Source organism: Frankia sp. Hr75.2 (assembly GCF_949319125.1).
Classification (GTDB): domain Bacteria; phylum Actinomycetota; class Actinomycetes; order Frankiales; family Frankiaceae; genus Parafrankia; species Parafrankia soli.
This window is the reverse complement of sequence record NZ_CASGGV010000288.1, coordinates 1-14,217: the sequence shown is the minus strand read 5'-3', so window position 1 is coordinate 14,217 and position 14,217 is coordinate 1. Positions and strand designations below refer to the sequence as shown.

Genomic DNA, 14,217 nt, shown 5'->3' with positions numbered 1-14,217 from the left:
GATCAGTCGAACAGGTCGTCGTTACGGGGCGAGCGGCCACCGCCGGGCGGCGGCTCCGGGCTCGCGGGTGGGTTGAAGCCGCTCGGTGCGGGGCGCTGCGACGGGCCGCCGGGGATCCAGGTCGTCACCTCGGACTGGTCGGCCCCCGACACCGGGTCATACGAGCCGGCGGGCGCGGAGGCGCGGCCCGCGCCGTGGCCGGCCCACGAGTCAGCGCTCCCGCGGTGATCACCGGCCCGCTCGTACAGGTCGTCGCTGCCCGGGACGGTCGAGAAGGGCTGGTCGTCCCGCACGGCGGCGGTCACGGTCAGCGCGAGGCCGGCCTCGATCTCCACCGGCATCCCCGCCGAGATGTCGCGCGTCGTCCCGTCCGCGGTCCTCAGCTGCAGGACCCGGTGCCGGTTGCGGGTCACCGCGTACCCACCGCCGCCTCCGTACGAATGGTCGAGATGCGGGGCGACGCCGGTCGCGTCGAGCACCACGAACGGGAATCGGCTACCGGTGTCCGACCGGGCCTGCAGGTGCCCCATCGGCTGACCGCCGCGGCTCAGGTACACGGTGACGTCACTGACGTCGCGAACCCTGCGGTCGGTCTGGCGCAGCCAGGCGGCGAGCAGCAGCAGCGCGAGCACCACCGCCAGGGCCAGCACCCACAGCCACCAGAACCGCTCCAGCAACGACGCGGGACGGCCGACGTCCGCGTTGAGGCGGGACCACGCGAGCACGGTGGACGGGTTGGCGGCGTCGACCAGGATCACCGTCCCGCTGGTGGCGCCCAGCGCGGTGTCCTCGCCGAAGGTGACGGTGAGCCGGTGCTCGCCGCGGCCGCGCTGCTGGCTGGCGATCGTCGCCGGGTCGATCGTCGCGCGCGCCCCGTTGCTGAGATTGCGCAGCTGGAGCGAGAGGGTGCGGGCCTGCCCGTCGGTGTTGTCCACCACGACCGAGCCGGTCAGGCTGCCGCCGGGCGCCACGTGGCCGCGGCCGAGCTGCAGCGACGCGGTGATCGGGCTGGCCTGGGCCGCCACCACCGTCGTGTAGACGGTGGACGCGCCGACGACACCCGGCCCGTCGATCGTGCCGACGAAGGTCAGCGCGCCCTTGGCGTCCGGCGGGACGGTGATGTGCCCGCTGTACTCGGCGTCGCCGGCCACGGCGTCGCCCTCGCGGCCGTCGTTGGTCAGCCGCACGGTCTGCTGTTCGATGCTGTCGCCGGACATCCGCACGCCGAACTGGATGCCGTCCAGGGTGTCGGGGTCGTCGATCGCGCCGTCGCGGGTCTGCAACTGGACGCTGACGACGGCCTGCTGCCCGGGCTGCGGCACGGGCGGGTTGAGACCGACCACTGCCTGGAGCACGCCCTGCCACATCGCGGCGGCGCCGACGATCTGGCCGGGCGGCACGTCGGCCGGGGCCGTGAGCCGGATCTTCCAGGTGCCCGGCCTGGGGTTCTGCACCCGCAGCGACTCGACCGTGCCGTTGGCGGTGCTCCGGGTGAAGATCGAGCCGTCGAACTCCCTGGTGTCGCCGACCTCCTTCCCGTTGGGGTCGACGTAGCTGACCTCCACCCGCGAGTCGCCCTTGATGACGGCGATGACCCCGTCGGTGCTGATCTCCGGAATGGAGACGGTCAGCTCGACCGGCGACCCGGGCGAGAGCTTGCCGGTGTCGAACTCGGTGGTCTGGGCGCAGCTGGCGCTGCCGATCGCCTCGAACAGCGAGCGCGCCACGACGTCCGGCGAGGTCACCACCCGCGCCTTCGGCTGGTTGTCTGGCAGGTTGTTGCAGGTCTGCTGGGCACCGCCGGCGGCGAACCGGTCAAGCGCGGCCTGGTCGGCGTCACCGAAGCCGAGTGGCCAGATCTGGACGCCGTTGCTCCGGGCGGCCGCGACCTGGCTGTCGACCCGGCGCTGCGCCTCGGTGTTGCGTGCCCCCGGCTGGCCGTACTGCGGGCTGTTCGCCACGTCGAGCCGGCCGTCGGTGAGCAGGAAGATGAAGGAGGGCCGGCCCTCCTGCGCCCGCCCGAGGATGCTCAGCGCCTGGGTCATGGCCGCGGCGTGGTCGGTGTCGGCGCCCTCGGACGGCTCACGGCGGTGCAGGCGGTCGATGCAGTCGACGAAGAACTGCTGTTTCGCAGGCTCCGCCTTCGTCAGCGGGCAGTAAACCTCGACCGCATGCTGCCCGGCTTCGCCGTTCGAGCTGCCGAAACCCACCACCGCAATTTCCGAATCGGGGGTCAGCGAACTGAACGCGAGCAGCTGGGCGGCTTCTTTCTCACGCCGCACCGCGTCGTCGTCCAGGCTGCCGGACTCGTCTACGAGGATCACGGCACGCATGGCAGCCGGACCGACGGACGCGGCCGAACCGGCGCCGGCCGGCGGCCGCCCCGCCGCGGCGGCCGCGGGACCTGCGATACCGGTCGCCAGTAGGCCGGCCACCACCAGGAGACCGGCGAATACCGCCGCTACGCGCGACCGGCGGGACAAGGCAGAACGTGGCCGTGGACGGCCCCCGAACGATCCCGAACCCATGCTGACACGACTCCCCCCAAGCCACGTTCAGACTGACTATCCGGCCGGCGACGGCAGCAACACCTCAGGCCACCGCGGACCGCACGCCTTTCGCGGCACAATACCCATGCTGACCGTTGTTTTCGAGACGCGGGAAGCCGCTGGTGCGTGCGGTGTGAAACGCCACCCGGCGCCATCCGTCACGACGGCCGCGCCCACCGCGCGGCAGCCACGACCCGCGGCCGATGGCCGCCCGTCGTCACGATGTCCACTTGCTGCCAGCGGGACGGGCCGCCGCGGAGCCCCCGACCGACACCGCCACCCGACCACCCCCCACCTGCCGGCGGAGTAGGCCGAAGCTGTCGCGGAGCAGCGTAACGGGCCACCACACGAGCAGGTCTCCAGTTGAGCGGAACATGTCCGTGGAACCGGACCGCGAAGTTATCACCAGTCAATACCTCACCATCCAACACCGACAACTCCACAGGAACAAGAAACTCCACGGAGCATCGACGGTACACCGGGCGGCGCCCACTCTTGTCGCGGCCATCGCAATGTGACCGGAGCGTCACCAGGGGGCCGGCCCGCGCGACTCCTCCGCCCTGTGTCGCCACCACGCGGCCACCAATGTGGCCGCGTTGAGGAATGCCGAGAAATGGCGGTGTTCAGGAGCGGGGGGGCGCCATGGCACCCCCCCCCCCCGCGTATTTCCGGATCGGCATGCGACGGCAAAGCGGTCCGGCCGATCGGGTTCAGGTTGCGACCGCGACCACATATTGCCTGCTCAGGGGCCGCAAAGGGCACCGCCGCAACCACCGGGTAACCCGGCGCCGGGTACCGCTTGCCGCGCCGTGCGGGCCGGTCAACGCCGCGGGCGGAAATAGTTCCTGGTCGCGTAGGCAGTCACCTTGGCGCCGATCTTCGCGCCCTCGGTGTCGGCCGACCGAGTGTGGATGCCACCCCAGACGCGAGCCTCGATCACCTCGGCGATGGCATGGGAGAAACCACGGAAGTAGCGTGTGGTACCCGAATCAGCACTGTACGCACTGAACGGGATGTCGTCCCGGCCGAAGAAGAACGCCAGCGTCGACATGCTCGCCGTCGTGAAGCAGGTGTGCCCGGACGTGAAGTCGGGGTGTGGCGGGGTGACGAGCAACGGTGCCCAGGTCGGGTCGGCGGTGGTTGCCGGGTTGCCGTCGGTGTCGGCCAGCTGGATCGCGGTGACCGGCCGCCAGGACGTCCAGGCCGCCTTCTCGTTGAAGCAGGCGATCGTCGCGTCGGCCTCGGTGAGGTCGACCATCGCGAACATGCGGGCCGTCTGCAGGGTGCTCAGACGGCGGCCCGTGGCGAGCTGGCGCTTGATCTCCCATTCACCCAGGTGTCGGTCGTGCCACCAGATCGCCGCCTGGGTCTGGTCGAGCGTCCTGGTCGTACTGTTGACGGCGCCGATCGTTTTGACCTCGTTCAGGTCCCGGGCGTAGCGCTCGGAGGTCAGCGCCGGCGGCCCGGCCGAACGGAACATCGACGCGCTCGGGATCAGGAACGGCCTGAGGTTCGCCACCCAGGCCGTGTCGGAGGCGAAGGTCGGCGGGGTCGGCCGCCACTGGCCGGGCTGGGTGCCCACCGGCCAGGTCGGATTACCGAAGGCCCCGTCGTTCTGCCGAGCACTGATCATCGCTGCGGCGGTCTGGCCACCCACGGCGGTCCCGCTCCGCTTCGCCGCGTCATCGGGAAGGTTCGCCATCCACTCGTCGTACTGCGTCTACAGCCGCGGCCGCTGGGCCGGGAACAGGGAGCTGAGTACCTGGAAGGCGGCGGTCGCGACGGCGGCGTCCGTCGACTCGCGCCCGCTGGCCCGCGGGGCGAGGAGATAGGGCTGGTAAGGCCGCCCGGCGATGGCGTTCACCGCGTCATAAACGGCTCCGTGCACCATCGCGAAGCTGCGTGCCTGGACCTGCGGCTGCTGGCCGGCGACGTCCCAGATCGCGGTCTGCGCATTACGGTCCCAGATGATGACGGCATTGGTGGATGTGTTCTCACCGGCCGCCCGCGCGGCCGGGAGCCCGGCCGCGACCGGTAACGCCGCGGCGAGGACACCGACAACGGCCGTACACACGACTCCACGGCGGGCGCGCACCCAACGTGCCATGACTGACCCCCTTGCTGGCAGTCAACCAAACCGACTGCCGCATTGGCGCGAGTCCGCCGTGATGAGACACGCCTCGTCGCGCGCGTGCCCCGCACCGACCGAACGACGAGGAAGTCGACGGTGGTCCGGCAGCTATTCGGGTCATCATGGCACCGCACCGTCAGGTGCGTCCGGAATTGCCGCACAAAACGATGTTCTGCCTGGTCGCCGGCCGCGCCCGCCCGGTGGCCGGCGGGCGGGCGCGGCCGGCCCTCACAAAACCCCGGACCCGCGCAGGATGCCCAGGGCCACGATGAGGGCCGCGACGACGTAGACCACGGTGCCGAACAGGCCCAGGCGGCCGGGCTCGGCCAGGTTGTTGTCACGGGGCCAGGTGCACTCGCACGCGACCTTCACGGCGCTCCCCCCGACGGCCCAGCCCGCGGCGATCAGCGCGACGTCGACCGCGGTGACAAGCGCGTCGAGACTGTCGCTCGTGGGGGCGGTGAGGGTGACCGAAAGGGTGTGCTCGGGCATCAGGCCGGCCCCGTTCCGGGGATTCCGGGGGTAATGCCGCCGATACCGGCACCCACGGCACCGGAAAGGGCGGTGATAGACGACGTCTCAGGCACGGGTTGCCCTTCTGGGGTGACCCGATCGGCAATGGCACGCAGCGCGAGCCGCAGGACGCCCTGGCCATCGAGGTCGCGTATGGCAAGCGCCACGCGCGCCGAATGCTCCGACTCTTCGACACAGGCGCATTTCGGCGAGTCGAAGCCGAGAACGCCGTGTGCCTCGTCCAGGGCTGCCCGGCAACCAGAACTCCTGCTGCCGCGGGCCGAAACGGTGTTGACAGAATAGCTGTTCATCCTGTGGTCACTATATGGCACCGACCTTCACCCGCCCCACCATTGAGCAGGTGTCCGTAAGGTGTCCACCATTCGCGGGTTGCATTCTTCCGGGAAGGCCGCCCCGGCACCGGCCCGAGCCCGCCGCTGGGCGACACACCCGGGCCACGCGACGTCCGCGCCCGGGCCGCTGGCCTGCACCCGTGTCGGGGAGGCGGGTGCACGCCTGTCCGGTGGCGAGCACCAGCGGGTGTCGATCACCCGGGCGCCGCTCAAGCGGGCCCTGATCGTCCTGCTCGACGAGGCGACGGCCACGCTCGACCCGGCAGAAAACTAAGATTATGTTCGTGGTGACACGAGGAGTCCCTTCGAACGCGCCAAACAAGATCATTTTTTGGATGCTGATGGGAGCCCTCTCAACTGCTGGCTGCTCAGCGTTGCCCGTCTCATGGCCGGAGGCGGGATGCACGGACCGGGACAACGAACTTGCCGCAAGGTTGAACAACCTCGCCGTACTCGACCTGCATCCTGCTGGCGCAACGGTCCAAGAACAGGGATTTGGCTGCAGCGAAAGCTCCGGCGCAACATATGCGGGGCGCACATACCGGCCGGCGGGTACGACCGATGGAGTGATGGAGTTCTACCATCGCACCGTGCCCGCGGCCGGCTGGAAGCTGGAGCACGTCGACAATCGCCCGGTCGATCCCGGCGAAACTATGCACATTGGATCAAGCCGATGCTACTCCAAGTCCACCGAAGGCAGCACCGTTTTTCTGACCATATGGTTTCCGGACGACTCCGGTGAGGATGGGAACGACCCACCAGGACCAGGGATCCGTCACTTCAGATTGGACGTGACGGCGGGCAGGGACGGCATCTCGACCTGCTGACACTCTACTTTCGACGCCGACGGAGAACGATGTATGCCCTCGTCCCGACACGGACGCGCGCGGCCAGCGCGGTCGCCTTTGCCTGCCTGACCGCACTACTCGGCGGCTGCGGGTCCTCATCCTCGGAGCCCGCCGCCGGAGGCGAACCGCGCCGCGGCGAGGGTCTGGTCAGCAACGAGCGGCCGGGGCCTGCGGTCGCTTACAAACTCTCCACGCACTGCGGTATCACGGAGGCGCGTTACCAGGACCGCTACTACGAACTCGTCCCGCCGCTACACGACGGTAACGGCAACCCGCCGGCCGGTTGGGGCAACCCGGTCCAGCCGGGAACGCTGACACCGGCCAGCGATACAGAAGTCGTCTTCACGGACGACGCCGGGCATCGCGTGGCCTTCGCACTGCGGCCCGGCGCCACCACATGGAAGCGGCTCTGCGACTGACTCGCCTGTCTGACGCACGGGTCAGCGCTGGCGGCGATGGTTCGCGTCCTCGACGCTGTCAGCGACCCGCTACGGCAGACTGCCCGAAAAAGAAGCGAACCCCCGTCAGACTTCCGACAGGGGTTCGAACATACCTACTATTGTGGAGCTGAGGGGATTCGAACCCCTGACCCTCACACTGCCAGTGTGATGCGCTACCAGACTGCGCCACAGCCCCATATTACGACGTACTATTTATATCTTACTCGACCGCAACCGGTACTTGCTGTCTCAACCGCTTGCTGGTTGCGTCTGCGAGTGTACAGGTTCCGTGTCGCTTGCCGTCGGGGCCTCCTGCGTCGGCAGGATCGCCTCGGCTGGTGGGTGGGAAGCTGTGCTCCCCGGTCCGACGCTGACGACCTTATCAGGCGCCGCGGCGACTGTGGCGAGGGGTCCGGTGTTGTGCTCCACCAGCCGAAATCCGCCCGGCTCGCGCCGCAGCATCGACCAGCGGCAGTTGCCCAGCGGGCCGAACACCCACCAGTTCTGGACGGGCACGCCGAGGACACGCCCGAGGAGCGACCGGGCCGTCCCCCCGTGCAACACGAAGACGACGAGGCCGCCGGCGGTGACCGGCAGACCCTCGGCGACGATGTCGTCGAAGACGGCGCCGGCCCGTGCGCCGACCTCCTCGTACGTCTCGCCGCCGCCGCGGCGGACGTCCTCGCCGCGGCGCCAGGCGGCGTCCTCCGCGGGGAAGCGGGCGGCGGCCTCGGCGCCGGTGAGCCCGGACCACGCCCCCAGGTCGATCTCGCGCAGCCGCGCGTCGGCGCGGACGGGCAGGCCGATCCGCGCCGCGGTCTCCCGGCAGCGGCGCAGGTCCGAGGAGACCACGAGCTCAGGGTTGAGAGCCCTGATGAACGGGCCCACCAGCTCGGCCTGCCGCTGGCCGGTCGAGTCCAGGGACGGATCAGCGTGGCCCTGGAACCGCCCCGCGTCGTTCCAGGACGTCCGCCCGTGCCTCCAGAGCAGCAGCCTCACCGCGGCTCTGCCGTACCGCCGCCCGCGCCCGCCACGCCACCCGTGGCCGCGGTGGCCACCCCGGCGCCGACGGTGGCGTCCACGAACGGGATGACCGGGCAGTCCTTCCACAGCCGTTCGAGGCTGTAGTAGACCCGTTCCTCGGCGCGCAGCACGTGCACGACGATGTCGGCGAAGTCGAGCAGGACCCACCGGCCCTCGCGCTCGCCCTCGCGGCGCAACGGCTTCGCCCCCAGCGCCCGCAGCTTCTCCTCGATCTCGTCGACGGCGGCCTTGACCTGCCGCTCGTTCTCGGCCGACGCGATGACGAAGCAGTCGGTGATCGTCAGCCGCTCGCTCACGTCGAGGATCAGAATGTCCTGGGCGATCTTGTCGGCGGCGGCCTGGGCGGCGGCGAGGGCGAGCTCGGTGGCTCGCGGTGAAGCGGTCACGCTGGTCGGTCTCCAAAGCGGGTTAGGTGCGCGCCCTGGCGGGGCACTCGGCCGGGCGTTGACACCGCCCGATCGGAGCACCCCGGCGGGAGCGCCGGCCGCCCGCTGTCGGACGGCCGTATCAAGCGTGACACACCCACGGGAGTGCCGGCGAACATCCGTCCCGCGATCGGGTCGAATGTTCCCCGGCGCCGGGTCCCCGGGCTCGGGTCACCCGGGGTCGACGGGGGGCGGGCCGACGGCCGACCGCGGGTCGTACAGCCCGCGTTTGGCGATGTAGCGGACGACGCCGTCCGGGGTCAGGTACCAGATGGGGGCGGCCCGGGCGACCCGCTGGCGGATGTCCGAGGAGGAGATCGCGAGCGCCGGCACCTCGAGGAGGCTGACCGACTCGTCGGGCAGGCTGGCGTGGCGACGCAGGTGGTAGCCCGGCCGGGTCACTCCGATGAAGTGCGCCAGCCCGAAGAGCTCGGTGTGGTCCCGCCAGGTGAAGATCTGGGCGAGGGCGTCGGCGCCGGTGATGAAGAACAGCTCGTCACCCGGCCGCTGCCCGCGCAGGTGCCGCAGCGTGTCGATGGTGTACGTCGGGCCGCTGCGCTCGATGTCGATGCGGCTGACGGTGAACCGCGGGTTCTCGGCCGTCGCCAGGAAGGTCATCAGGTAGCGGTCCTCGGCGGCGGAGACCTCGCGGTCGACCTTCTGCCACGGCCGCCCGCTCGGCACGAAGACGACCTCGTCCAGGTCGAAGAGCGCCGCGACCTCGCTGGCCGCGACCAGGTGCCCGTTGTGGACGGGATCGAACGTCCCGCCCATCACGCCCAGTCGCACGTGGGGACACTAACTCCGCGCAAAGTCGTGGCGCCTCGTCCAGAGCGCTCACGGCGGGATGTCCTGCGTCACTCCCCAGCTGAGTTGCAGTTTCCAACTCAGAACCCTACGGTGATCCGCAGGGACGGCCGGACATCGGCGACGTCCCGGCACAGGCGGGGCATGGCCCGGCCGGGGCATGGCGGGCGACGAGGGACGGAGCGCGGGCGATGGCGAGGATCAAGGGATCAGTCGTCCTGGTGACCGGGGCGAACCGGGGACTGGGGCGGGCGTTTGTCGAGGAGCTGCTGGCCCGGGGTGCCGCGAAGGTCTACGCGGCCGCGCGCGACCCACAGTCGGTCCAGACCCCGGGCGCCGTACCGATCCGGCTGGATGTCAACGACCCGGCCCAGGTGGCCGCGGCGGCCGAGGCGACCGGCGACGTCGACATCCTGATCAACAACGCCGGCAGCTCGACCGGCGCGTCGGTGCTCACCGGGGACGTCGACGACATCCGCCTGGAGCTGGAGACCCACTTCTTCGGGCCGCTGCGCACGGTCCGCGCCTTCGCCCCGCAGCTCGCGCGGCACCGCACCGGCGCCGGCGCGGCGGGTGACGGCAACGCGAACGGGAACGGGGCCGGCGCCGGCGGTGCGGGAGCCACGGGGCACGCGGGCGCGTCCGGTGGGGCGGTGCTCAACGTCCTGTCGGCCCTGTCGTGGTTGGCGGCGCCGACGAGCGGGGGCTACTGCGCGGCGAAGAGCGCCGCCTGGTCGCTGACGAACTCCCAGCGGCTGGAGCTGGCCGACCAGGGCGTCGCCGTGACGGCGCTGCACGTCGGCTACATGGACACCGACATGACCCGCGCCGTCCAGGCGCCGAAGTCGGACCCGGCCACCATCGCGGCGCTCGCGCTGGACGGCGTCGAGGCCGGAGCCGCCGAGGTCCTCGCGGACGACACGAGCATTCACATCCGGGCGGCGCTGTCGGGTGGGCTCACCGACCTCTATCCGGCGCTCGCCGAGCTCTACTCCTCGCGCGAGCCCGTGGCCACGCTGACGGGCTGACCAGCCCCGCCCACCGCGTCCACCGGCGGACGGCCCTCCGGCACACTCACGGCCGGCTGGGCCGCCTCCGGGCCGGCCTCGATGCGGGGCCAGCCCGGCCCGGGGGTGGAGACGACGTCGCGGACGTCGATCTCCGCCCCGGCGCCGTCGACGAAGGCCACCCGCACCGGCTCGCCGCCCACCGCGGAGCGGTACACCGTGGCCGGACCGTGGCCGGAGGGCCGGTGCGCGTCGCCCCACTGCTGCAGCGACCCGAGCACGAGGCGCAGGTCGTGGCCGGCCGGGGTGAGGTGGTAGCTGTACCGCTCGCGTGACCCGGGCTCGCGGTAGGCCTGGCGTTCGAGCACCCCGGCCTCGACCAGCGTGCGCAGGCGGACGGTCAGGACGTCCGTCGCTATGCCCAGCGCGTCGCGGAACTCGGCGAAGCGGGTGCGCCCGCGGAACGCCTCGCGGACGACCAGCAGAGTCCACCGCTCACCCAGCACCTCGAGGCTGCGGGCGATGGAGCATCTCGCCCCGTCCGGCGGGGCCGCCGACCTTGGCACGCCGATCACGATACGTCGCCATCCCGCCCGCTGGCCAGGCCACGGCCCTTCCCCCTCCCCCTCCCCGCCTGGGGCCGACGGCCAGAGCCACAACGAGTGACAGGGGCGACGGGGCGAACGTCGCGGCGCGCGGCACTAGGCTGGCCGGGGAGCCGAACGATCCGATGCCGAACGATCCGATCGAGCCCGCCCATATGGAGCCCGCCCATGCCGAACAGCCCGCGCGCGGGTCAGCCCGCCGCTCCCGACGAGCTCATCGACCCGCGGGCGCTGCTCGCCGCCTACCACGACGTGCGTCCCGACCCCGCCGACCCGGCCCAGCGGGTGGCGTTCGGGACGTCCGGCCACCGCGGCAGCGCACTGCGGGCGTCGTTCAACGAAGACCACATCCTGGCCACCGCACAGGCGATCTGCGAGCACCGGGCGGCCGCCGGGGTCAGCGGTCCGCTGTTCATCGGCGTCGACACGCACGCGCTGTCCGCGCCGGCGCTGGCGAGCGCCCTCGAGGTCCTGGTCGCGAACGGGGTGGACGTCCGCGTCGCGCCGGCCGGTGAGGCCACCCCGACACCGGTGATCTCGCACGCGATCCTCGCCCACAGCGGGCACGGGGGCGCCGGCGGGCCCGGGGGGCTCGCCGACGGCATCGTCGTGACGCCGTCGCACAACCCGCCGGCCGACGGCGGCTTCAAGTACAACCCGTCGCACGGCGGTCCCGCCGACACCGCGGCCACGAGCGCGATCCAGAACCGGGCGAACGCGCTGCTCGAGGCGGGTCTCACCGGGGTCGCCCGGGTCCCGCACACCCAGGCGCTGGCGGCGGCGACCGTGCACGACTTCGTCAGCGCCTACGTGGCGGACCTGCCGAACGTCGTCGACCTCGACGCCATCCGCTCGGCCGGGGTCCGCATCGGCGTCGATCCGCTCGGCGGAGCGAGCGTCCTGTACTGGCAGGAGATCGCCGAGCGGCACAAGCTCGACATCGAGGTGGTGAACACCGCGGTCGACCCGACGTTCGGCTTCATGACGCTGGACTGGGACGGCCGAATCCGGATGGACCCGTCGTCACCGTTCGCGATGGCGTCGCTGCTGCGGCTGGCCGGGTCGTTCGACGTCGCGCTGGCGAACGACGCGGACGCCGACCGGCACGGGATCGTCACCCCCGGCGCCGGCCTGCTCAACCCGAACCACTACCTCTCGACGGCGATCTCCTACCTGTTCGCGCACCGGCCGGGCTGGCCGGCGGGCGCCGCGGTCGGCAAGACGCTGGTCAGCTCCGGCATGATCGACCGAGTCGCCGCCGATCTCGGACGCGGGCTGGTCGAGGTGCCGGTCGGCTTCAAGTGGTTCGTCGACGGCCTGCTCGACGGCTCGCTCGGTTTCGGCGGCGAGGAGAGCGCCGGCGCGTCGTTCCTGCGCCGCGACGGCCGGGTGTGGACGACGGACAAGGACGGCATCATCGCCTGCCTGCTGGCCGCCGAGATGACCGCGACGACCGGCCGTGACCCCGGTGTTCTCTACACCGAGCTGACCGGGCGGTTCGGCTCCCCCGCCTACCGGCGCGTGGACGCCCCCGCCACCCCGGCGCAGAAGAAGATCCTCTCCGCGCTGACGCCCGAGGCCCTGGGCGCGACGACGCTCGCCGGGGGCGCGGTCACCGCGGCCCTGTCGGCCGCGCCGGGCAACGGCGCCCCGATCGGCGGTGTGAAGGTGGCGACGGCCGACGCGTGGTTCGCCGCGCGCCCGTCCGGCACCGAGGACGTCTACAAGATCTACGCCGAGAGCTTCGCCGGCCCGGATCACCTGGCCTCGGTGCTCGCCGAGGCGCAGGTCCTCGTGGACGCCGCGCTGGCCCGCGGGTAGCCGGCCACCCCGACCACCCCGACCGCCCCGGCCAGGCCAGCCCGGCCGTCGGGAAGGTCCCCGGTCGGGAAGGCGTCACCGGCCGGAAGCGCCGCCACCAGCTCGCGGGCGACGACGGCGGCGTGCAACCGCCACATCCGCTCCGGCGGATCCCCGTGCAGGCCCAGGAGCTCGCGGACCCGGTCCATCCGGTAGCCGACCGAGTTGCGGTGCATGTGGATGCGCGCGGCGACCGCGGCCCGGCTGCCGTTCGTCTCCAGCCAGGCGGCGAGCGTGGCCAGCAGCTCGGGCCGGTCCAGCAGCGGCCCGAGCTCGGCCCGGGCGAACGACTCCAGCCGCGCCCGCGGGACGGCCAGCAGCAGCCCGGCCAGCCCGGTGTCCGAGTGCAGGAGCTGCACGCCGTCGCCGCGATGGCGCAGCAGCGCGAGCACGGCCCGTGCCTCGGCGAGCGACGATGCCGTCTCGGAGGTGTCCCGGCCGTCGCCGACGACCACCCGCCCGGCGGCGGCGAGCACCGGCCGGTCCGATCCGACGGCAGCGGCCAGGCGGGATCGCACCGCGGCCAGCTCCCGGCCGACGTCGGCGGCGTCACCTGCCAGGACCGCCCACCCGAGCTCGCCGAACGCCCCGTCCCGGCGCACCGGGACGTCGAGCGCGGCCAGGGCGGCGCCCCACGCGTCGCGGCGGGCGCCGTCGTAGTGCAGCACCACGGCGGCATGGGGACGGGTGAGATCCACACCGGAGCACGCCGGCCAGGGCGGCTCAGCGGCCGGCTGGGCCCCGCCGGCACCGGCCTGCCGAGCGACGGTCTGCCGAGCGACGGTCTGCCGGGCGACGTCGGTCATCCCGAGGCCACCGATCGCCGGCACGTCGTGAACGGCCGGACTCGGAGGTGTCACCTGGCGTCACGTCCTTTCGGGGGTCCGCAGGATCCCCGCGATGGCGGCTCTCGACGCGCGGTGACGAATCCCCCACAACCAGGCGATCACCGGCTGCCCGCGTCGAGCGCCCCGAATAGACCCTTATGGGTCTCATATGCAGGTTATCGAGCGGGCAGCCCGGATGATTCCGCTCCCCCACCCCACCGGACCGGCCCCGCTCCCCGTCACGCACCGCGATCACCGGACGAGGCCACGTCAAGGCGCGGCGCCGGACGGTCAGCCGCGCGGCCCCCACAGGTCACGCACCGTCGAGAAGACCCGCTGGCCGTGGCTGATCTCGATCACGTTGCCGTCGGGGTCCGTCAGCGCGCACACGTAGCCGACCGGGTCCGGCAGGTCCTGCGGCTCCCAGTGCAGGCAGCCGGCGGCCCGGGCCCGCGCCGCCGCGTCGTCCACGTCGGCCCGGCGCGGGACCTCGATCCCGAGGTGCGCGAACGGCGTCATGATCGGATGCCGGGCGCCGCGCTCCCGGACGAAGTCCACCAGCACCAGGACGAACGGCGTCCGCCACTGGCCCTCGTTGGAGAGCCAGGCGCTACGGCCGGCGGCGTCCTCGCGGACCGCCACGACGACCAGCGGGGTCATCGACGTGTAGAAGGCGATCGAGGCGTCGAGGTCGCTGGAGGGCAGGGCGACGTGCGTCCAGCGGGCGCTGGTCAGCCCCGATCCGGATTCCTCACCTGCCTCGGGCATCCCGGCGCTCCCGTCCGCGGCCGGGGGGGGGCGGCCGCCC

The 14,217-nt window shown here is 72.1% G+C and carries 16 protein-coding genes and 1 tRNA gene; 5 read left to right on the top strand and 12 right to left on the bottom strand.

What is annotated here, in order from left to right; all coding sequences use genetic code 11:
- Nucleotides 1–2: 2 nt before the first annotated feature.
- The 5 genes from AC559T_RS20265 to AC559T_RS20245 form a co-directional block, all read right to left on the bottom strand.
- The gene (locus AC559T_RS20265; protein WP_498869740.1) at nt 3–2,324 is read right to left on the bottom strand and encodes a vWA domain-containing protein; all 2,322 of its coding nucleotides are present in this window, start codon (nt 2,322–2,324) and stop codon (nt 3–5) included.
- 1,045 nt (nt 2,325–3,369) lie between these two features.
- Nucleotides 3,370–4,251, bottom strand: coding sequence for a vanadium-dependent haloperoxidase (locus AC559T_RS20260; RefSeq protein ID WP_498869739.1), 882 nt, complete (start codon nt 4,249–4,251; stop codon nt 3,370–3,372).
- Between the two features lie 18 nt (nt 4,252–4,269).
- On the bottom strand, nt 4,270–4,623 hold the full coding sequence (locus AC559T_RS20255) for a hypothetical protein (RefSeq protein ID WP_498869738.1): 354 nt from the start codon (nt 4,621–4,623) through the stop codon (nt 4,270–4,272).
- 285 nt (nt 4,624–4,908) lie between these two features.
- Nucleotides 4,909–5,172 (bottom strand): hypothetical protein, encoded by a 264-nt coding sequence (locus AC559T_RS20250; RefSeq protein ID WP_498869737.1) that lies wholly within the window; start codon nt 5,170–5,172, stop codon nt 4,909–4,911.
- Nucleotides 5,172–5,504 (bottom strand): hypothetical protein, encoded by a 333-nt coding sequence (locus AC559T_RS20245; RefSeq protein ID WP_498869736.1) that lies wholly within the window; start codon nt 5,502–5,504, stop codon nt 5,172–5,174. The genes AC559T_RS20250 and AC559T_RS20245 overlap by 1 nt, the downstream gene beginning before the upstream one ends.
- A 61-nt stretch (nt 5,505–5,565) precedes the next feature.
- Here AC559T_RS20245 and AC559T_RS20240 point away from each other — a divergent pair, with 61 nt between their 5' ends.
- The 3 genes from AC559T_RS20240 to AC559T_RS20230 all read left to right on the top strand — a co-directional run bounded on the left by AC559T_RS20240 (nt 5,566) and on the right by AC559T_RS20230 (nt 6,813).
- A complete protein-coding gene (locus tag AC559T_RS20240) occupies nt 5,566–5,820 on the top strand; it encodes an ATP-binding cassette domain-containing protein (protein ID WP_498869735.1) in 255 nt (84 codons plus the stop codon).
- 292 nt (nt 5,821–6,112) lie between these two features.
- Nucleotides 6,113–6,373 carry a hypothetical protein gene (locus AC559T_RS20235; protein ID WP_498869734.1) on the top strand — a complete coding sequence of 87 codons (261 nt, stop codon included), beginning with the start codon at nt 6,113–6,115 and terminating at the stop codon, nt 6,371–6,373.
- Between the two features lie 29 nt (nt 6,374–6,402).
- Nucleotides 6,403–6,813, top strand: a complete 411-nt coding sequence (locus tag AC559T_RS20230; RefSeq protein ID WP_071061544.1) for a hypothetical protein — start codon at nt 6,403–6,405, stop codon at nt 6,811–6,813.
- A gap of 143 nt (nt 6,814–6,956) precedes the next feature.
- On the opposite strand, the gene AC559T_RS20225 is transcribed toward AC559T_RS20230, so the two are convergent.
- From AC559T_RS20225 to nadD, 4 genes are all read right to left on the bottom strand, one after another.
- Nucleotides 6,957–7,030: transfer RNA gene (locus tag AC559T_RS20225), tRNA-Ala, on the bottom strand.
- A 53-nt stretch (nt 7,031–7,083) separates the two neighbouring features.
- Nucleotides 7,084–7,833 (bottom strand): histidine phosphatase family protein, encoded by a 750-nt coding sequence (locus AC559T_RS20220; protein ID WP_112106413.1) that lies wholly within the window; start codon nt 7,831–7,833, stop codon nt 7,084–7,086.
- A complete protein-coding gene (rsfS, locus tag AC559T_RS20215) occupies nt 7,830–8,264 on the bottom strand; it encodes a ribosome silencing factor (RefSeq protein ID WP_071061538.1) in 435 nt (144 codons plus the stop codon). Before rsfS ends, AC559T_RS20220 begins: the two co-directional genes overlap by 4 nt.
- A gap of 210 nt (nt 8,265–8,474) precedes the next feature.
- On the bottom strand, nt 8,475–9,092 hold the full coding sequence (gene nadD, locus AC559T_RS20210; RefSeq protein WP_020462717.1) for a nicotinate-nucleotide adenylyltransferase: 618 nt from the start codon (nt 9,090–9,092) through the stop codon (nt 8,475–8,477).
- A gap of 209 nt (nt 9,093–9,301) precedes the next feature.
- Between nadD and AC559T_RS20205 the strand changes: the two genes are divergently transcribed.
- Nucleotides 9,302–10,138 (top strand): SDR family oxidoreductase, encoded by an 837-nt coding sequence (locus AC559T_RS20205; protein WP_112106414.1) that lies wholly within the window; start codon nt 9,302–9,304, stop codon nt 10,136–10,138.
- Here the strand turns inward: AC559T_RS20205 and AC559T_RS20200 are convergent.
- Nucleotides 10,099–10,683 (bottom strand): winged helix-turn-helix transcriptional regulator, encoded by a 585-nt coding sequence (locus AC559T_RS20200; protein WP_498869733.1) that lies wholly within the window; start codon nt 10,681–10,683, stop codon nt 10,099–10,101. The two genes, AC559T_RS20205 and AC559T_RS20200, sit on opposite strands and share 40 nt — an antisense overlap.
- Before the next feature lie 207 nt (nt 10,684–10,890).
- Here AC559T_RS20200 and pgm point away from each other — a divergent pair, with 207 nt between their 5' ends.
- Entirely contained in the window at nt 10,891–12,543 is a 1,653-nt protein-coding gene (gene pgm, locus AC559T_RS20195; RefSeq protein WP_498869732.1) for a phosphoglucomutase (alpha-D-glucose-1,6-bisphosphate-dependent), read from the top strand.
- Here the strand turns inward: pgm and AC559T_RS20190 are convergent.
- Together AC559T_RS20190 and AC559T_RS20185 are read right to left on the bottom strand one after the other, a co-directional pair.
- Nucleotides 12,480–13,442, bottom strand: coding sequence for a PucR family transcriptional regulator (locus AC559T_RS20190; RefSeq protein ID WP_498869731.1), 963 nt, complete (start codon nt 13,440–13,442; stop codon nt 12,480–12,482). The two genes, pgm and AC559T_RS20190, sit on opposite strands and share 64 nt — an antisense overlap.
- Before the next feature lie 258 nt (nt 13,443–13,700).
- A partial coding sequence (locus AC559T_RS20185) for a VOC family protein (protein ID WP_498869730.1) occupies nt 13,701–14,217 on the bottom strand: 517 nt, incomplete at its 5' end.